The organism is Alistipes sp., assembly GCF_048465575.1.
GTDB lineage: Bacteria > Bacteroidota > Bacteroidia > Bacteroidales > Rikenellaceae > Alistipes.
In genome coordinates this window covers 88,940-107,167 of the sequence record NZ_DBFWLG010000007.1, presented here as the reverse complement: position 1 = coordinate 107,167, position 18,228 = coordinate 88,940, and the positions used below count along the sequence as shown (strand labels likewise).

Annotated in this window: 15 protein-coding genes and 1 tRNA gene; 3 read left to right on the top strand and 13 right to left on the bottom strand. The window is 60.5% G+C overall.

Annotated elements, in window-relative coordinates:
• Positions 1–89 precede the first annotated feature (89 nt).
• The 4 genes from ACMQ11_RS02240 to ACMQ11_RS02225 are packed head-to-tail and all read right to left on the bottom strand — an operon-like array spanning position 90 to position 7,663.
• Complete coding sequence (locus ACMQ11_RS02240; RefSeq protein WP_418991035.1) at positions 90–2,138, bottom strand: hypothetical protein; 2,049 nt, start codon at positions 2,136–2,138, stop codon at positions 90–92.
• 30 nt (positions 2,139–2,168) lie between these two features.
• Entirely contained in the window at positions 2,169–3,101 is a 933-nt protein-coding gene (locus ACMQ11_RS02235) for a DUF4984 domain-containing protein (protein ID WP_418991034.1), read from the bottom strand.
• 25 nt (positions 3,102–3,126) lie between these two features.
• Positions 3,127–4,698 (bottom strand): RagB/SusD family nutrient uptake outer membrane protein, encoded by a 1,572-nt coding sequence (locus ACMQ11_RS02230; RefSeq protein ID WP_418991033.1) that lies wholly within the window; start codon positions 4,696–4,698, stop codon positions 3,127–3,129.
• A gap of 10 nt (positions 4,699–4,708) precedes the next feature.
• Positions 4,709–7,663, bottom strand: coding sequence for a SusC/RagA family TonB-linked outer membrane protein (locus ACMQ11_RS02225; protein ID WP_418991032.1), 2,955 nt, complete (start codon positions 7,661–7,663; stop codon positions 4,709–4,711).
• Between the two features lie 248 nt (positions 7,664–7,911).
• On the opposite strand from ACMQ11_RS02225, the gene ACMQ11_RS02220 reads away from it, so the two are divergent.
• Complete coding sequence (locus tag ACMQ11_RS02220) at positions 7,912–8,196, top strand: hypothetical protein (protein WP_418991031.1); 285 nt, start codon at positions 7,912–7,914, stop codon at positions 8,194–8,196.
• 225 nt (positions 8,197–8,421) lie between these two features.
• Positions 8,422–8,868: an HRDC domain-containing protein gene (locus ACMQ11_RS02215; RefSeq protein WP_418991030.1), complete on the top strand. Its 447-nt coding sequence runs from the start codon at positions 8,422–8,424 to the stop codon at positions 8,866–8,868.
• A 76-nt stretch (positions 8,869–8,944) separates the two neighbouring features.
• Here ACMQ11_RS02215 and ACMQ11_RS02210 read toward each other — a convergent pair.
• The 9 genes from ACMQ11_RS02210 to ACMQ11_RS02170 form a co-directional block, all read right to left on the bottom strand.
• A tRNA-Leu gene (locus tag ACMQ11_RS02210) sits at positions 8,945–9,030 on the bottom strand.
• Between the two features lie 177 nt (positions 9,031–9,207).
• Entirely contained in the window at positions 9,208–11,187 is a 1,980-nt protein-coding gene (locus tag ACMQ11_RS02205) for a S46 family peptidase (RefSeq protein WP_418991029.1), read from the bottom strand.
• Positions 11,188–11,781 carry a Maf family nucleotide pyrophosphatase gene (locus tag ACMQ11_RS02200; RefSeq protein ID WP_418991028.1) on the bottom strand — a complete coding sequence of 198 codons (594 nt, stop codon included), beginning with the start codon at positions 11,779–11,781 and terminating at the stop codon, positions 11,188–11,190.
• A gap of 19 nt (positions 11,782–11,800) precedes the next feature.
• A complete protein-coding gene (locus ACMQ11_RS02195; protein ID WP_418991027.1) occupies positions 11,801–12,397 on the bottom strand; it encodes a fumarylacetoacetate hydrolase family protein in 597 nt (198 codons plus the stop codon).
• An 11-nt stretch (positions 12,398–12,408) separates the two neighbouring features.
• Positions 12,409–13,563, bottom strand: coding sequence for an acyltransferase family protein (locus ACMQ11_RS02190; RefSeq protein ID WP_418991026.1), 1,155 nt, complete (start codon positions 13,561–13,563; stop codon positions 12,409–12,411).
• A gap of 18 nt (positions 13,564–13,581) precedes the next feature.
• A complete protein-coding gene (gene lpxB, locus ACMQ11_RS02185; RefSeq protein WP_418991025.1) occupies positions 13,582–14,730 on the bottom strand; it encodes a lipid-A-disaccharide synthase in 1,149 nt (382 codons plus the stop codon).
• 144 nt (positions 14,731–14,874) lie between these two features.
• Positions 14,875–15,552 (bottom strand): tRNA (guanosine(37)-N1)-methyltransferase TrmD, encoded by a 678-nt coding sequence (gene trmD, locus ACMQ11_RS02180; RefSeq protein ID WP_418991024.1) that lies wholly within the window; start codon positions 15,550–15,552, stop codon positions 14,875–14,877.
• Between the two features lie 21 nt (positions 15,553–15,573).
• Complete coding sequence (locus ACMQ11_RS02175; RefSeq protein WP_418991128.1) at positions 15,574–16,308, bottom strand: FkbM family methyltransferase; 735 nt, start codon at positions 16,306–16,308, stop codon at positions 15,574–15,576.
• Positions 16,309–16,335: 27 nt separating this feature from the next.
• Positions 16,336–17,001: an MBL fold metallo-hydrolase gene (locus tag ACMQ11_RS02170; RefSeq protein ID WP_418991023.1), complete on the bottom strand. Its 666-nt coding sequence runs from the start codon at positions 16,999–17,001 to the stop codon at positions 16,336–16,338.
• Between the two features lie 87 nt (positions 17,002–17,088).
• On the opposite strand from ACMQ11_RS02170, the gene ACMQ11_RS02165 reads away from it, so the two are divergent.
• Entirely contained in the window at positions 17,089–18,225 is a 1,137-nt protein-coding gene (locus ACMQ11_RS02165; RefSeq protein ID WP_418991022.1) for a hypothetical protein, read from the top strand.
• Positions 18,226–18,228: the final 3 nt, after the last annotated feature.

The window sequence follows — 18,228 nt, the reverse complement described above, 5'->3', positions numbered from 1 at the left end:
TTAAGACCTGCACTTTTATTCTCTGTTAGTTTTCGTCTGAATCGGGCCCCCGCCCCGAGGCGGGGGCTTTCGTTCGGTAATCGTGTCGCTTAAAAATTGGGAATGCAGTAAACGATGCACTTGGGTAACCAATTGCTGCCGAGGAACTGCACCATGCCGGTCTGTGCCTGATCGGCGGCGGGTTTCTGCATCGTGACTATAATCTGGGTTTCGCCCTGGGGTTCGTAGTCGAGCCACTCTGCACCGCTGTACGGCATGATCATGATCTGCTGGTAGGTGCCGGCGATCTCCAGCACGGGCTGGGTAGGCGTTGCGGAGGAGTATTTGAGCACGTACGGGACTATGTCCATACCCAGGTTTTCGATGAAATCATTCTGGAAATCGGGGTAGAGAGCGCCCATAACATCGATATTTTCGGCGGTAACCGCTTCGAGGGTGGCATTCTCCACCATATCGGGATAGGCGAAATCGACCGTGAACGCCTCTTCTCCGCCTCCGATCTGTGCATTGGGGTCGTAGATGCAGTAGACGAGTACGAAATCTCCCTCCGCGTTTTTAAAGACGATCGTAGCTTCGTTTTCTCCGTCGGGACCCGGGGTGGCGTTCTTGTCGGGGTCCATTTTGATGACTACGCCCTGTGCGGAATTTTCGACCGTGATCCAGCAGTCGGTCTTGTCCAATTCGCTGTCGTAGGGACCGTCGAATCCGTAGACGGCGTAATCCGTGTAGGGAGTTTCGAATGTCAGGAAAGACTCTTCCCACGACCAGTCTTTGGTGTAGGTGAGTTTGTAGGCCGCGGGAATGCTTGCCCAACTGTCCATCCAGGGCCAATCGTTCCGGCTCAGCTTCTTCAACTCGGCACCCACCTCGGTCATGGCTTTGGGGTTGACGGCCGCGATGACGCCGGCCGGTGCCGCCTGGTTGAGCGTGGCGAAAACATAGGGCTGGTACTCGGGTTTGATCGCATCGTAAGACGACGTGAAGAGCTGGGTGTCGGGATCGGTGATCCCGGCGGCCAGCGAGGCGGGCAGCGCCAGCAGTTCGGCCGAGCGGGCGTCGCCCGTGTTGGCGGCTGCGGTGACGGTGAAATTGCGGGTCTGAATCACCTCGCCGGAGGCGGTGTCCCACGCCTGTTCGTCGATCGTGACCCAGTCGGTCTCTTCAGGAGAGCCGTAATAGCTGCCGTTCTCGTTGACGACCACGAAGAATTTGGAACCCCGGATGCTGCTGATGTTGCCGAAAGCGCCGCCGTCGTTCCAGCTGCTGTTGCCCTCGTTGTAGAACTGGCCCTTGCCATTGAATTCGAGCGGCGTGTCTTTCGAGATGCGGTCGATCACCAGCCGGTTGCGGCAGGCGGGGATCGTGACTTTGTAGGTATAGGTTGCTTCGGGATTGTTGCGGTCGCAGAAGACGATCTTGCCCTCGTTGTCGCCGTCGAGCGGGTATTTGGTCACGTCGCCCTTGAGCAGAATCTCGACCTGCGTGCCTGCGCCGCCCGAGGAGACGGCCATGTCGGCGATCCACTCCGATTTCTCGGCCAGACGCCAGTCGAAATTGCCCGTTAGGAGGATCGGAAGCATGAAGCCGCTGCGGCCTTCGGGCCAAAGGAGGTCGATCGAAGCTGCGTTGTCGGTGTTGTAGCTGTACGACAGCGGGTTCTCCTCCTCGCTGCTATTGGGATTGTAGGCGAAATCGCCGTTCTTATCCAGCAGGCAGGTGTAGAGGCCGAATGTCCGCTCGACGGTGCCGCGCGTGATGGTGGCGATGACGCGCGACTGACCGCCCATCGTCATCGTGACCTCGCACGAGCGCGTCTGGTCGAACTCCTCCATATCCGAGACGCCGATTACGATCTGGGCCTTGCCGGCGCTGCCCTGCAAGCGGTAGGTCTGCTGCGAACCGTCCTGAATCCAGAACCACGTGGCCACATCGGCCGTGGTGGGAATGCGTACCTCCCAGTTCTGGTTGGGTTCGATCTCGATGGTATAGGTGCCGCCGGCGGGGATCGTCGGTGTGACGGCCTGGGGAAAATTGGGCTCCGGGAGCTTGGTGGTCTCGTCCGAATCGGAACACGAGGATGCCACGAGACAGGCTCCTGCGAGCCATGCCGCTGCAAGGTATAAAATGTGCCTTTTCATATCTGTATCGTTTTTGTTGTTGCGTATTCGTTACATGCCCTCTTCGCGCTGGAGTCGATCGGCCTCTTCGTCGCTGACCCACTCCATGATGTTGTAGAAATGGCCGACGGTGCCGACCGTGACGCCCACTTTCTCGACGTAGACGTGAATCCACAGTTCGGCGAACCGCTCGCACGAACTGAAACGGGAGATGTAGTTGGGGCTGCGCGAGACGAGGATGCGGTCGTCGCCCAGAATCTGACCGAAGACCGAGGTTTCGTCGGCCAATACCTGCCCCTCGTCCATCGTGATGTAGGGTTCGGCCGGGTCGGAGGTCTCCAGGCGGATGGAGATGTCGTAACCCGTGAAGAGCCAGTTCCTGAGGATGATCGTGTTCTCTTCGGCGGGGTGTTTCTCGGTGCGGATCAGGCGCTGGATGCTGGTGTTCTCGACGCCCGGATAGTCGTTCAGGAACAGGGAGGTCACCACGCACCAGCCCGTGAAATCGTCGAGGTTGTACGTGCAGCTCTTGAGCATCCGGACGTGGGTTTCGTCCTCGTAGAGATCCGACTTGACCTGTTCGGGCATTATCAGCCGGAGCGAAAAGTTCGCCGTATCGGCCGGCTCCAAGTTTTCGAAGATCCCGCGAACCCGCACCTCGGTGGCGCGCTTGCCGGCCGGGATGGTGATCGTATTCGACAGAAGCCGGTAGTGCACCCCCTCGATGGCCCGGACCTGCCCCTTGGAGGGTTTCATCGGGCGTTCGACGATCTCCACGGCGAACGTACGGTCGTAGCCGCACGCCGTGGTGGCGGCGACCGGAACGGAGAAATAGTCCTGATTCTCGAGCACCATGTTGAGCGATACGGTGTCGGTGAACTGGACGTATTCCGCATCGGAGTAGGTCTTGTATTTCTCCTTGCAGCCCGTAGTGAATGCCGCCAGGAGGCCCGTCGCAAACAATAGCGTTGTAATTCGTTTCATTATCTATCGTTATTTCGTTCTACTGTCAGTTGCTTTCGTTGGGTGTGACCTCGGAGCCCGGGGCTTCCAGTTCGTTCTGGGGAATGGGCCAGACGAAGAGCGGATTGTCGTACCGGATTTTCAGTTTGCTGCCCTCCTCGAGCGCCAGGGTCTGCTGCTTGCGCTCGAAACTGTACCCGTTGTTCAGATCGGCATACTGCTTGCCCCAGCGTTTGAGGTCCTGGAGACGGAAGCCCTCCATGTAGAGTTCGCGCACGCGCTCGTTGGAAATCTCCCGGAGCCAGTTCTTCTCCGTCACGTTGAGCGTGCCGCCCGAGGCGTACCGCTTCTGGCGCAGGGCCGTGAGGTCCTTGCTGGCGGCGTTGTAGTCGGGGTTCGCGCGGCGGCAGTACGCCTCGGCGCGGATCAGGTACTGCTCGGCCAGGCGGAACGGCTTGGGCATCGACCTGTGCATCATTGTGGTGGGGCTGATGGCGATCAGGTTGCGGTTGCCCCAGTATTTGACCAGCAGCGGCCATTTCAGCCCGTTTTCGTAGCCGATCACGATGCCGTCGTCCTCATCGGCGAAATAGCTCGCCCGGCGCACGTCGTTGTCGTCGTAGAGGTCCAGCACCCACTGGGCCGCCACGTAGTTGGGGTAGTAGTAAGTGAAATCGCGGCGGAAGCCCAGAAACTGGTCGCCCAGCGCGCCGCCGGCGGAGGTCGAGGTGAAACCGATGCGCCAGATCACCTCGGGGCTCTGGTCGTAGGCCCACATGTAGTCGAACCAGGTCGCACCGTCGGGTGCCGTTTCGCGGACCGAGGCCAGGCTGAAGATGTTTTTCTTGTCGTCGATCAGTTTCGAGGCGTACTCGATGGCCGTGTCCCAATCCTGCATGTAGAGCGCCACGCGGGCGCGCAGGGCCTGGGCGGCTGCGGCCGTGATGTAGTCGGAGGTGCTTTCGTTGTCCTCGTCCTCGTCCGAAAGGCGCTCCTCGGCCCGCTTCAGGTCGTCGAGCACGAACCGGTAGGAGTCCTCGAGCGAGGCGCGGATCATGCGCTCTTTTTCGAAATACTTGGTGCGGAGCACCACACCGGGGTCCGTGGCGGCCGTAGCCGGATCGTAGGCCTTGCAATAGCACTTGATGAGCTCCGAGTAGCAGAGCGCGCGGATGGCGTAGACCTGGCCCGTATACTCCTCCAGGTCGTCCAGCCGGTCGTCGTCGGTCTCTGCGGCGATGACCCGGTCGATCCGGTCGAGGTAGAAATTGCAATTGCCGATCACGCCGTAGAGCGAGCCGTAGACCGCTTCGAGGTAGGCGTCGGTCGAGCGGACGTTCCAGAGCCAGAAATCGCCGTAGTCGTTGTTGCTGCCCTGGACGCCATAGGCCAGATCGCATTGCAGGTCCGGCAGGATCGTCAGGTCGCCGCTGTACAGCGCCTCGTTCTTCAGGCTGGAATAGATGCCGATCAGGTGCTGTTCCGCATCCTTGTAGGTCTGCATGGCTTCTCCCTCGGGAATCGACTGTCCGGGGTATTTCTCCAGACACGACGCCGTGCCGAGAAGCACCGCCAGCGACATAAGGTAAATCGTTATCTTGTGTAATGTGATTTTCATGGTTCGCTCATTAGAATGTTAAATCGAGGCCGAAAGTGTATTGACGCGCCATGGGGTATTGAGCCACGTAGATGTTGCTCGTGTTCTCGGGGTCGAGACCCGAGAAATTGGTGAAAGTCAAGAGATTCTGGGCCTGTGCGTAGATCCGCAGTCCGCTGATGAAGCGCGTTTTGCGCAGCCATTCGCGCGGGAAAGAGTAACTCAGCGAGAGGTTTTTCAGGCGCAGGAACGAAGCGTCCTCCAACAGGCGGCTGTCGAATTCGGTGTAGACGCCGTGACGCGGAATGTCGGTCTGCTGTCCGGGCTCTTTCCAGCGGTTGAGCAGGCGCTTGGACTGGTTGTACGAAGCGAAACGGCCGTTCGACTCGCTGAAATAGCGGTCGTTATTGATCATGTAGCGGCCGGCCATCCAACTGAACTGGGCCGAGAGCGTAAGCCCTTTCCAGTCGAGGGTCGTCCCGAAACCGCCGGTCCACGGCGCAAACTGGCTCTTGCCGGTCATGACCTTGTCCTCGTCCTTGAGCACGTTGGTCAGCTTGCCGTCCTTGGTGTACCAGAGCGCATCGCCGTTGGCGGGGTTGACGCCGGCGAAACGGTTGAGGTAGAACTCGCCCGAGTCGTGGCCCACGACCAGTTTCTTGTTCGTGTTGCTCATCTCATACTCCGTAGCGCCGTCGAACAACTCGATAATCTTGTTCTTGTTGTAGGAGACGTTGGCGTTGAGCAGCCACGTAAAGTCGCGGCCGGCGACCACGGTACCCGAGAGGCTTAGCTCGACGCCGCGGTTGAGCATCGTGCCGACGTTCTCCCAGCGCGAACCGAAGCCGTTGTCGGCGTAGTTCTGCGGTACGAGCATCAGCATGTCGGTGGTTTTCTTGTTGTAGAACTCCGCGTCGACGTTCAGACGGTTCCAGAAACCCAGGTGCAGGGCCACGTTCGTGGTCCAGGGTTTCTCCCAGCGCAGGTTCTCGTTGCCCTGCTGGCTGGGGGCCACGCCGGCCTGGCCCATGTAGTCGGGGCCGCCGCTCACGAGGGCCAGGTGGTCGTAGTTGGGGATCTCGGAGTTACCCGACGTACCGGTCGAAACAGCCAGCTGGGCGGTGGTGAGCCACCGGCGGGAGTCCTCCATGAACCGTTCGTTGCGCAGGTTCCACATGAACCCCACCGACCAGAAGCCGGCCCAGCGGTTGCCGCTGCCGAAACGCGACGAACCGTCGGCGCGCAGCGAGAAATCGGCGTAGTAGCGATCGGCGTAGTTGTACTCGCCGCGGCCGAAGAACGAGACGAATCCGTAGTCGTTGTCGGTCGTGTCGTTCCAGCTGGTGGCGCGCGTACCCGTCGAGAGCGAGGTCAGCTTGTCGCTGCTCTGGCCACGCGTGGTGATGCTGAAATCCTCGTAGTGGCGGTCGATACCCTCCTGGCCGACCAGGAAATTGAACGAATGGCGCTCGCCTGCCATGAAACGGTAGTTGATGGTGTTGGTGACCGAGAGGGTCATGTTGTCGTTCGTGTTGCGCGAGGCCGAGCCGTCCGAGAGGTTGGGGCCGTATTCGGGATAGGAGACGCCGAATCCGGTCGTGTGGGAGTAGTTGACGTTGAACTGCGACCGGATCGAGAGGCCCTCGATGGGGGTCGCTTCGGCGAAAACGGTCGAAATGACCTTGTATCTCTTATAGGTGATGGGGTTCTTGGCGATGCACTCCAGGGGGTTCTGTCCACGTCCTGCGGGCCAGCTGCCGTCGTCGATCGAGGCCAGCGTCCCGTCCGGACGGTAGGGATTCCAGTAGGGCATCATCAACTGCGCGGCGGAGATCGGAGCGACGATCGACGGGACGCCGTCGTCGGCCTGCTGGATGTCCTGGTAGTTGAGCATCGTGTTGGTGCCCAGGCGCAGCCAGCGTGCGGCCTGCTGTTCGAGGTTCACGCGCAGCGAGTAGCGTTTGAAGCCCGAAGCGACGGCCGTACCCTCCTGGTTGTAGTAGCCGCCAGAGACGTAATAAGAGGTCTTTTCGTTGGCGCCCGAAACCGAGAGCTCGTAGTTTTGCAGCAAGGCTGCGTCGTTGAAGACCTCTTCGAGCCAGTTGACGTCGGTTTTGCGGAGGAAATCGTAGTCCTTGCCCTCGGTCAGACCGATCTCCTGCTCGTACTGGATTCGCTCGGGGGTGTTCATGATGTTCCAGTTGTTGCGGGCGATCTGTGAGATGCCGACCTGCATGCGGTAGCTGATCGTCGGACGGTCGGCCATGCGGCCGCGCTTGGTGGTGATGACGATCACGCCGTTTGCCGCGCGCGCACCGTAGATCGAGGTGGCCGAGGCGTCTTTCAGCACCGAATAGCTCTCGATGTCGGAGGGCGGGACGGCGTTGAAATCGCTGCTGGTGATGGCGATACCGTCGAGGATGTAGAGCGGTTCGATGCCCGAGTTGATCGAGTTGTTGCCGCGGATGGTCATGACGGAAGCCTTGCTCGGGTCGCCCGAATCGTTGAGGACCGTCAGACCCGGCACCTGACCCTGCATGGCCTGGTCGAAGGCCGCTGTGGGGGTGTTTTCGATCTTTTCGCCCTTGAGGGTCGAGACCGATCCGGCGATGGTGCCCTTGCGGCGGACGCCGTAGGCGATGACCACCACGTCGTCGAGCGCCTGGGCGTCGGGCTGCATTTCGAGGTTGAATGTCACTTTCGGCGCTCCGGCCGGAACCGTGAACTCGGCCGTTTGGTAGCCGAGGTAGGTGTAAGTCAGCCGGGTCCCTGCGGGGACGGCGATCGAGTAGGTTCCGTCAGCCAGGGAGCTCACGCCGCTCGCGGCTCCCGAGATCACGTTGACCCCGATCAGCGGCTGCTTGTCATCGGCAGAAGTGATGACGCCGCTAACGGTAACATTTCCCCCCCCCTGGGCTGCCGAGGCACCCGGTAGGAAACAGAGGAAAAGTACGAGAATGTTGAGTAGAATTTTTGTTTTTTGCATAAGGAAATAAACTTTCTTACGCAACAAAGAAAAAGATTAAAAATGAATTTGCCAAATATTCAAATGAACAAGACTGTAACCTGAATCTGGCTTTTGCTGCATGATTTTCGTTTCAACGAGCCTTTTAGCGTATGTAAGTTATTTTATTTCAATATTTTAATTCTATGTTGCAATTTGTTACAACCGATTTCAGTCAAATTCGAATCGATTATACAAATTTGAATCAATAACAAACCATTTATTCAATTTTGAGAAAACTCCGCTGTTGTCGTTTGCTCGGTTCATTTCGGATTACACAGAAAAAAGAGATGCAGACCCGGAGCGGAAATCGATATATTAAATATTTTTATAATATTTTCCGATTCTTCGAAGCGCATTTAAGAACGGAAAAAAAGATGCTTTTTGTTTTTATTTCAGGCTTCTTATCTGCGAATTTTGCAGCGAAAATTACAATTCAGCGCTTGCCGGAACGGGACCGCACGGTGAACTTGCGTGTCCCGAACGGGGTATTTTGCGGCAAAATCGGTCTGTAAACCGCCGTTTGCTATCGATATGATGTTAAAACATGTATTTAAGTTATAAACTGTAATTGAAATTTGGTGCTTACATTTTAAAACATAATCTCGGCGGGTTGGATTCTTCTTCCTGGAATAAGTGCGGTGACCTGCCGGAACCGGGCGGATTTGGAACCTGTCCAAAAAATACATAACTTTGAAAGGAGGCGGCAGAACGACACATCAACCTTAAATAAATATCCTATGAAGATTCAACTGTTCAAGGTCAGGATCGACGATGAATTCTGCAAAAAGGATCAGGAAGCGGTCAACCGCTTCTTCGGGCGCGTGGAGGTCCTCAGGATGGAACAGCAATTTCTTGCGGAGGACCGGTGCTGGTCTGTGCTGTTGGTATACGAGCCTGGACAGCAGGCAGACAAGAGTACGGAAATTGAAACCGAAACAGTCGATTCGCTTTCGGAATCCGAACAAGACGTCTACGAAGCGCTTAGGACCTGGCGCAATGAAAAAGCCAGGGAGCTTCAGGTGCCGCCCTATTATATCGCCAACAACAAGGAGTTGATGCGAATAGTCAAAGCGCAAATCAATGTTCCCGACGAACTTTTGGAAATCAAAGGATTCGGTCTCAAAAAAGTGGAAGCCTACGGCGAAGAGATCGTCGCTTTGCTCGATTCGGTCGCAACGCCCTGAAAAACACCTGTCCGGCAAGCGGTTTATCCGGTGCAAAGAAAAAGCCTGGCTTTCAAAGCCAGGCTTTTTTCTTCGGTGCCCAGGACAAGACTCGAACTTGCACGAACGTAATTGTTCACTACCCCCTCAAAGTAGCGTGTCTACCAATTTCACCACCTGGGCCTCGCACTCCCGGACCGGAGTTCGGGAGTGCAAATATAGGCACTATTTTGTTTTTAGCAAAATTTTCGGCCGAAAAAAGCTGAAATTTCCGGCTCGAAAAGGCGCGTTCAGGCAAAAGGGCTTACGCGGGTCGGGCAGCGGCGGCGCCCGGATGCACTGCCTCTCACGCTTCGGGCGCTATTTCAGCGTCATCTCATCGATCAGATACCCCGCGCCGCCGATGCGGTCGATCACCAGCAGCACGTAGCGGATGTCCACGGCGATGTTGCGGCAGATGGCCGGATCGAAAGCGATGTCGCTCATCGTCGAACGCCACGTGCGGTCGAAATTGATGCCCACCAGTTCGCCCCGGGCGTTGAGAATCGGCGAACCGGAGTTGCCGCCCGTGGTGTGGTTGGTCGCCAGGAAGCAGACCGGAACGGTCCGGCGGCCGTCCACCTCCGTGGCCCATCGGCCGTAGTCCCTTTTGGCGTGGAGGTCGCGCAGCGACTGCGGGATGTCGTAGTCGTAGATCGCGGGGTTGTCCTTGGCGATGATTCCGTCGATGGTGGTGAGCGGCTTGTGGTACTCGCCGTCGGCGTATTCATACCCGGCCACGGAGCCGTAGGCCACGCGCAGGGTGAGGTTGGCGTCGGGGAAGAATGCGCGGCCGGTGTCCCACTCGCGCAGCCCTTTTATATAGGTAGTGTAGAGTTCGTTCAGGCGACGGCTGGTCGGGTTGCGCAGCGACCGGGTGCCCAGCAGCCACTCGATGTGCTGCTGCATGCGGTCGGTCTGGCCTCGCAGCCTGCTCATGGCGGTCGTGTCGGCACCCTCCCAGACACAGCCGAAAAGTTCCTCGGCAAAGGCTTCGGGCGAGCCGGTCCGGGCTACGCCGTCGAGGAAACAGGGTATCTGGAATTGGGCCGGGCAGCGGTCGGCGTACTGGCGGAAAGCGTAGCGGAAGAGCTCCCGTTCGGTGGGTCCGCGCAGGGCGAACACCTGCTCGGCACGCTCCTCGGCCGTGTATTTGGCAGGGAGCGTCTCGAGCGTTTCGCGGGTGATCTCGCGGGCGAAATAGGGGTCCGCGATGCGGGCATACTCCGCTTTGAGCTGTTCCACAACGTCGCGGTAGGCTGGTTTGTCCGCGGCCCACGCCGCGAACGCCTCCTCGTAGGCGCGTTTGGCCGCGACGGTCCCCAGCTTCTCGATGCCCAGCACCTCGCCCTGCCATTTCTTCCAGGCGTTGGCAATCGAAGCGTGGCGGGCGGCGTAGAAGATTCGCAGGGCGGGGTCCGTGGCCTGCGCCGCGGAGATAATATCCAGCCGTCCGGTGCGTATCATGATCTTGGCCGGGTCGGAGCGCTCGGCGATGTAGGAGACGGCGTCCGAGAGGATGTACTCCTGGGTGTTGCCCGGGAAACCGTAGATCATCGTGAAATCGCCCTCCCGAACCCCTTTGGTCGAGATCGTAAAGTGCTTCTTCGGTCGGTAGGGCACGTTCTCGGGGGAGTAGGCCGCCGGGCGGTTCTCTTTCGAGGCGTAGATGCGGAAGAGCGAGAAATCGCCCGTATGGCGGGGCCAGATCCAGTTATCGGTGTCGCCCCCGAACTTGCCGATCGACGAGGGCGGCGCGGCTACCAGGCGTACGTCGTCGAACTGCTCGTAGACGAAGAGAAAGTGCTGGTTGCCGTAGTACATTTGCTCGACGGTCGCCTTGTAGCCCGTGCCTTCGGCTTCGGCCCGTTGTATGATCGCGGCCGGGGTTTCGCCCGCGGCGATGCGGTCGGTCACCTCCTCCATGCGCTTCAAAAAGCGGACGTTGAGCTTCTCGTTCGGTAGCTCCTCGGCCCGCGAGCGAGCCCAGAAGCCGTGCGTGAGGTAGTCGTGCTCGACTGAGGAGTGCGCTTGGATGGCGTCGTAGCCGCAGTGGTGGTTGGTCAGGAGCAGCCCCTCCGGGGAGATCAGCTCCCCGGTGCAGCCGCCGTCGAAGAGGACCACGGCGTCTTTCATCGAGGCCCGGTTGATGGAGTAAATGTCTTCGGCCGTCAGGCGAAAACCTTTCGAGCGCATGTCTTCGATGCGTTCGGAGATGAGGCTCGGAAGCCACATGCCCTCGTCGGCCCGGGCGGGCAGCGCGGCGAGAAGGATCACGAGGATCGGGAGGATTCGTTTCATTCAGGCAAGGAATTTTTCGAGTTCGACATAGACTTTCTGGATCGGCAGCCCCATCACGTTGTAGAACGAGCCGTCGATGCGCTCGATGGCGGCATAGCCGATCCACTCCTGGATACCGTAGGCCCCGGCCTTGTCGTAGGGTCGGAATGCGTCGAGGTAGTAGGCGATCTCTTCATCGGTGAGTGGGCGGAACCAGACGCCCGACTCGGCCGAAAACGTATGCATCCGTTCGGCCGAGCGGAGCGTAACGCCCGTGACCACCGTATGACGGCGTCCAGACAGGCGGCCGAGCATCCGCACGGCATCTTCCCGGTCGCGGGGTTTGCCGAGCACCTCGCCGTCGAGCACCACCACCGTATCGGCCGTGAGCAGTATCTCGTTGGGAGTCAACGGGGCGGGGTAGGCTTCGCTCTTGAGCTGCGCCAGAAAGAGGGGCACCTTGGCGGCCGCCAGCGTCGGGGGATAGTGCTCCTCCACGTCGTACTTGTCGATCAGCCGGTAGGCCAGGCCGCATTGGTCGAGGAGTTGCTGCCGCCTCGGTGAACGGGAGGCCAGCAGCAGGCGGTAATCCTTGAGTTTGTCTTTGAGTATCATGGGTTTGGGGTGTTTGTCGTTACCGAATGTCGAAATCGAGCAGCTTGCAGCCCCCGAGGGTGGCGCGCAGGTTGTCGCCCGGGTGGACCGCATCGGCCCCTGCGGGGGTTCCGGTGTAGAGGAGGTCGCCCGTGCGGAGGGTCATGTAGCGCGAGACGCAGGCGATCAGCCTATCGATGCCGAAGCGCATCCGCGAGGTGTCGCCCCGCTGGCGGAGCGCTCCGTTCACCTCCAGCGCGAACTCCAGCCGCTGCACGTCGCCTCCCAGTTCGGCGAGCGGGATGAACGCGGGCGAGAGGGCCGCCGCGTGGTCGAACGCCCTGGCGCGCTCCCACGGCAGCCCCCTGTCGATGGCTTCGCGCAGCAGGTCGCGGGCCGTGAAACCGATGCCCAGCCCCACCGAGCCGTAATAGCGGTGCGCGAAACGCTCCGAGACGGCGCGTCCCACGCGATCGATCCGCACGACCAGTTCGCATCCGGCCTCCACCTCGTGCGTGAACGCCGGAATGTAGAACGGGTCGTTGTTTCGGAGCAGCGCCGTGTCGGGCCTCAGAAAGAAAAGCGGTTCGTCGGACTCCGTGTCGGTATAGTTGCGGTCTATGCAGATTATCTTCATCTTTTTCGATTTCAAAGGGCGCCTTTCGCCCCCTGCGGCATCGCTGTCCGTCCCGTGTTCGGTTTCAGAAAACGGGCGGTAAGGTAGCGGCGGACGGGAACGTCGTAGAGTTTGAGGCAGATCCAGGCCAGCGCGATGCTGCCGACGACCACGCCTGCGGCCCCTGGCAATGATTCGCGGAACGTGAGGCCGTGGGTCTTGACCCAGCCGTAATAGAGGTAGATGAACGGGTAGTGCACCATGTAGAGCGGATAGGAGATTTCGCCCAGGAACTTGCAGAGGGCGGTCGTGTATTTGTCGGTGCTGCGCCCCGAAGCCCCGAGGTAAACGATAGCCGGGAAGAGCAGAACGATGCAGAGCGTATCGTAGAGGCCGTTCATCCAGAGGTGCCGTGCACCGCCGATACGCGGCACGGCGAGCAGGGCGACCACCGCCAGCGAGCAAAGCCAGAAAGCGCCCCGGATACGAGCCGGCCGGAAGAGGCGGAAGAGCAGCAATCCGGTCGAAAACGAGAAGAGCAGCCGGAGCGATCCGCCGGTGAACTCCATCCCCGTGAGCGAATAACCCACGCAGACGTCGCCCAGCGGGCCGGCGACGGCATGAACCGCCAGGGCGCATCCGGCGCCGACGACCAGAGCGGCCAGAGCCCCGGTGCCGAGCCGGCGGATCACAAGGGCATAGAGCACGTTGCCGATATACTCGAAAAAGAGCGACCAGCTGGGGCCGTTGAGCGGGTACATCTCGCCCAAACCGCGTATTTCGCTGCCGGGCGTGGCCGGGATCAGCAGGGCTCCGAGCAGCGTGGCGGCGAGCAGCGCCCCGACACTCACCCGCGACACGTCCCAGACCGGGCAATCTTGGAAATAGAAGACCGCGGCTCCGATCACCGCTCCCATTACTACCATCGGATGCAGGCGGATCAGACGCCGCTTGAGGAACTGCCACGCCGTGAGGCGGCCCCAACGGTCGTCGTAGGCGTACCCGATGACGAATCCCGAGAGGATGAAGAAGAAATCGACCGCCAGGTAGCCGTGGTTGATGCGCTGGTCGAGGTGGCTGGTGGCGAAAGCTTCGAAGAGGTGGAAACAGACGACCATGAGGGCCGCCACGCCGCGCAGGCCGTCGAGCAGTTCGTAGTGGGGTTTGGTATCGGCAAAGGCTGCCATCGATAAGGAGGGTAATTTTTATTTCTTCATTTTTAATTTTTCATTGCAGAGGAAACGATACATTTCCGCTGCGAAGCGTTCGCTGGCGCCCGGACCGCCGATCGTCGTGCGCAGCTGGTCGAAATCGCGCAGCATCCGTTCGCGCTTCTCTCCGCCCCGGACGATGGCCCGCAGCTCCCGCTCTGCCCGCTCGACCGAGAGGTCCGACTGGATGATCTCCGCAACGGCTTCGCGTCCGAGGTTGAGGTTCACAAGCGACACCCAGGGTACTTTCAGTACGTAGGGCTGCAACTTGACCTGGAACCACAGCGTGCGGTAGACCACCACCTCGGGAATGCCCAGCAGGGCCGTTTCGAGCGTCGCCGTACCGGAGGTCACCACGGCGGCTTCGGCTGCGGCCAGCGTTTCGTAGGTCTCGTTGGAGACGTACCGGATGTCGCTCCCCGCGAGGTACCGGTCGTAGAGGGCGCGGTCGAGCCACGGAACCCCCGTCACGACGAACTGGCGGTCGGGGAAGCGCTGCGAGAGGAGGACCATCAGCGGCAGGTTGTCGCGGATCTCCCCGCGGCGGCTGCCGGCCAAAAGGGCGATGATCGGGCGGTCGTCCAGCGAGTGCCTGCGGCGGAACTCCTCCGCCGTGGGAAGTGTCGTCCGGCGCGCCTCGATGGCGTCCACCAAAGGGTTGCCCTCGAAAACGGGCGCGATGCCTTTCGAAGCGAAATATTCGCGCTCGAACGGGAAGATGATGTAGAGGCGGTCCACATAGCGGCGGATGGCTTTTATGCGCCATTCGCGCCAGGCCCAGACTTTGGGCGCAATGTAGTAGAGGGTGCGAATGCCCCGTTCCCTGGCCCACCGGGCCATCTTCATGTTGAATCCCGGGTAGTCGACAAGGATCAGCGCATCGGGGGCGAACGCCTCGACGTCGGAGCGGCACTCGCGCATCTGGCGGCGGATGGTGCGGAGGTTTTTCACCACCTGCACGATGCCGAAAAACGAGGTTTCGCGGTAGTGCTTCGAAAGGTTGGCCGCTCCGCCCGCGGCCGCCATGCGGTCGCCGCCCCAGAAACGGAATTCCGCCTGTGGATCGGCTCTCTTCAGCCCCCGGATCAGGTTGGCGCCGTGCAGGTCGCCCGAGGGTTCGCCGGCGATGAGGTAGTATTTCATAACTGGAACATTTCTATGTTATTTCTTCGTTTTGCACCACTTGCCGCCGTACTCGCGGCCTATGGCCGCGTTTACAATGCTGACCCCACCCCAAACCCCTCCCTCGGGAGGGGCTTGTCGCACGCGACCAAAATACTATTGCTTTCACCTCTCCAGCAGGTCTGGCCGCAGGCGGCGGGTGCGCTCCAGCGCCTGTTCGTCCTGCCACGCTTCGATGCGGGCGAAATTGCCCGAGAGCAGCACCTCGGGGACCCGCCAGCCGCGGAACTCCGCGGGCCGTGTGTAGGCCGGAGGCGCCAAGAGGTTGTCCTGGAACGAATCGGTGAGGGCCGAGGCCTCGTCCCCGATGGCGCCGGGGATGATCCTCACCACCGAGTCGGCGATGATGCAGGCCGCCAGTTCACCCCCCGTCAGCACGTAGTCGCCGATTGAGATTTCGCGCGTTATGAGGTGTTCGCGGATGCGGTGGTCGATGCCCTTGTAATGGCCGCAGAGGATGATGATATTTTCGAGCGTGGAGAGGCGGTTGGCCTCGTGCTGGTCGTAGCGAATGCCGTCGGGCGAAGTGTAGATCACCTCGTCGTAGGTACGCTCCCGCTGGAGCTTCTCGACCAGTTCGAATACCGGTTCGCACTTGAGGACCATGCCCGCTTCGCCTCCGAACGGATAGTCGTCGGTGGTCTTGCGCCGATCGTGGGCGTAGTCGTGGAGGTTGTGGACGACGATTTCGACCAGCCCTTTCTCCTGCGCCCGTTTAAGAATGGACTCGTTCAGGGGCGAGGCGACCAGTTCGGGAACGACCGTTAGGATGTCAATGCGCATACGCTTAATAGAATTCACAATTCAGGATTTACCGAAGCGGAAGATGATGTCCTTGGACGAATGGTCGGTCAGCGGCACCTCGCGTCCGCGGTCGAGCGTGTAGCCCCGGTAGCCCATCCGGGTGAAGAGCTCGACGATCTGCGGCCGGTTCGCGCCGCCCGTCTCGACGAGCACCGTGGGGCGGAACTTTTCCAGGAGGGATTTCATTTCGCCGAGCACCACGACCTCGTAGCCCTCGATGTCGCACTTGATGAAATCGAGCCGTTCCAGCCCGGCGAACAGTTCGCTGCCCCGCCGCATCTGCGCCATGAACTCCATCCCCGCGGCCTCTCCTGCCTCGTTTACGAAATTCTGCCCCGTGCCGAAATAGCCCGTCTGACGGGCCGAGTTGTTGGCCATGCGGATCTCCCGATTCTCCGTGCCCAGGGCATAGGGGAGGATTTCGACGTTGCGGCAGCGGCGCAGGTTGCGGCGCAGGACATGGAGGATCGGCGGCACCGGCTCCACGGCATAGACCTTTCCCGCGGGTCCTGCGAGCCGCGAGAGCGTGCGGGCGTAGTAGCCCAGGTTGGCGCCGATGTCGACGACCGTATCGCCGGCCCTGACCAGAGCGGGCAGGTGGTAGACATACTCCGTGGCGGGAGCGCAGCGGCCGATACCGAGCCGTTGCCAGAGGAAAAACATCCGGCTGACGGCGCGCAAATACCCCTCGAGCGGCAGCGTCCGGTAGAGCAGTTTGTGAATCAGCGTGCTTATCAATTTTTAATTCTTAATTTTTAATTCTTAATTCGGATCGACCTCCCGGTTGAGCACCTCGACCACAAAGGGATTGTAGAGCAACTCGTGCCCGATGGTCGACTCGGGGCCGTGGCCGGGGTAGATGCGCACCTCCTCGCCCAGCGGGAGGAGCCGGTCGAGGATCGAGCGCATGATCCACGAGTAGTCGCCTCCGGGCAGGTCCGTGCGGCCGATCGACTCGCGGAAGAGCGTGTCGCCCGTGAAGAGCGCTTTCGACGCGGGATCGTAGAGCGCGACGTGGCCCGGGGTGTGGCCCGGGGTGGGAATGACTTTGAGGGTCGTCGTTCCGAAACGAATTTCGGGGGTCGCGTCCAGGTCGATCTCCGCCCGGGGCATGGCACCGATCTTCACGCCGAACACCGAGCCGCTCGTCGAGGCGTTATCAAGCAGGAATTGGTCTTTCGACGAGAGCGCGAACGGAATGCCGTAGCGCTGCTTGACGTGTTCGACCCCCAGCGTGTGGTCGAAATGGCCGTGGGTGTTGACCGCCAGGACGGGCTTCAGGTCGTGCTCGGCGATGAAATTGTCCAGCGCCGCATCCTCGCGCGGCGAGCTGTTTCCGGCGTCGATCACCACGGCTTCGCGGGTGTCGTCCCAGACAACGTAGGTGTTCTCCTCGATGGGGTTGAACGTAAGGGAGGCTATTTTCATATCGGTACGGTTTTTTCGGGAGTCGTTGGAGCAAAGATAGTGCTTTTTGCCGGATTTTGCCTACCTTTCGCTCTCAAATCGATTGCTATGGATAAACGTACCGTTGCTCCGCTGGCCCTTGCGATGCTCCTGGCCGCAACGTTGACGGGCTGTTCGCTGCTCAAAGTCTCCGTCTCGACGGGCGATCCGCTTCCCAAGGAGGACGTGCGGATCAGAACACTGACGCGCGGGTTCTATTACGACCTGGCCTCGGAGGTCGCCCGCACGGCCGATTCGATCGCCTCGGCGGCGCCGGACTTGGCGACCCGCGTGGCGGCCGTGAGGTGGAAAATCCGCGCCACGCGCGCAGGCGTTACGGCCGCCATGCAGGGCATTCCCGAGGTGGCGCTGGCCGATTTGTGGATTCTCTGCCGCCGCATGGACGAGGGGTTCGCTGCGGCTCCCGATTCGCTTCTGTTCGGGGCCCGGAGCGACCTGGCGCGCACCGCGGCTGCCCGGCTCGACGAGCAGATTGCGAAGCTGGCCCGGCAGGAGCTCCCGACGGAGCGCTACGAACTGATGGCGCGCTTCGTCGGGCAATACGTCCGCGAGCATCCCCTGGCGGAACCCGATGCCGGAGCGTCCAACACAACCCTCCGGTGGATCGAATTTCTGCGTGACAACGGCGTCGAGTACGCCTACGCGACGGGATCGATCGCCGAGGTGCTCTCCGACGTGAACGACCGCCTCAGCGGCCAGACCCAGCAGCTTGCCAGCAGCATCGGCTGGTCGAAAGACATGATCCAGATGCAGTTGCAGCAGGACAGCATCCGCACGCAGGTCGGGGCGCAGCTCGATTCGCTCGAACGCAATTTCAACCGCCTCGTCGTGGTGGCCGAGCACCTCCCGGAGATTTCGGACAGCGTGCTGGAGGGGCTAAACGAGCAGGCGGGGCAGCTGATCCGGACGGTGAACGATGCGGTCGGCAGCGCTTTCGCCGATTTCGACCGCCAGCGGAGCGAGTTGCAGCGCTTCGTGACGGCCGAGCGCGAGGCGCTGGTCGACACCCTGCGCCGTTCGGCGGACGAACTGGTCCGGGAGACGCTCGATGCCGTGCCGGGGCTGGTGGGCAAGGTGTTGTTCTATCTGGTCCTTGCGCTCGTCGTGCTCATCGGCGGACCGTTCGCCCTCGGGTTCTGGCTGGGCGGCGTAAGGCAGAGAGCCAAATTGAGAATTAAAAATTAAGAA

Bases quoted from the DNA above. Each gene is read 5' to 3' on its own strand.
- ACMQ11_RS02240 (WP_418991035.1), bottom strand. From the start codon at position 2,138: ATGAAAAGGCACATTTTATACCTTGCAGCGGCATGGCTCGCAGGAGCC.
- ACMQ11_RS02235 (WP_418991034.1), bottom strand. From the start codon at position 3,101: ATGAAACGAATTACAACGCTATTGTTTGCGACGGGCCTCCTGGCGGCA.
- ACMQ11_RS02230 (WP_418991033.1), bottom strand. From the start codon at position 4,698: ATGAAAATCACATTACACAAGATAACGATTTACCTTATGTCGCTGGCG.
- ACMQ11_RS02225 (WP_418991032.1), bottom strand. From the start codon at position 7,663: ATGCAAAAAACAAAAATTCTACTCAACATTCTCGTACTTTTCCTCTGT.
- ACMQ11_RS02215 (WP_418991030.1), top strand. From the start codon at position 8,422: ATGAAGATTCAACTGTTCAAGGTCAGGATCGACGATGAATTCTGCAAA.
- ACMQ11_RS02205 (WP_418991029.1), bottom strand. From the start codon at position 11,187: ATGAAACGAATCCTCCCGATCCTCGTGATCCTTCTCGCCGCGCTGCCC.
- ACMQ11_RS02200 (WP_418991028.1), bottom strand. From the start codon at position 11,781: ATGATACTCAAAGACAAACTCAAGGATTACCGCCTGCTGCTGGCCTCC.
- ACMQ11_RS02195 (WP_418991027.1), bottom strand. From the start codon at position 12,397: ATGAAGATAATCTGCATAGACCGCAACTATACCGACACGGAGTCCGAC.
- ACMQ11_RS02190 (WP_418991026.1), bottom strand. From the start codon at position 13,563: ATGGCAGCCTTTGCCGATACCAAACCCCACTACGAACTGCTCGACGGC.
- lpxB (WP_418991025.1), bottom strand. From the start codon at position 14,730: ATGAAATACTACCTCATCGCCGGCGAACCCTCGGGCGACCTGCACGGC.
- trmD (WP_418991024.1), bottom strand. From the start codon at position 15,552: ATGCGCATTGACATCCTAACGGTCGTTCCCGAACTGGTCGCCTCGCCC.
- ACMQ11_RS02170 (WP_418991023.1), bottom strand. From the start codon at position 17,001: ATGAAAATAGCCTCCCTTACGTTCAACCCCATCGAGGAGAACACCTAC.
- ACMQ11_RS02165 (WP_418991022.1), top strand. From the start codon at position 17,089: ATGGATAAACGTACCGTTGCTCCGCTGGCCCTTGCGATGCTCCTGGCC.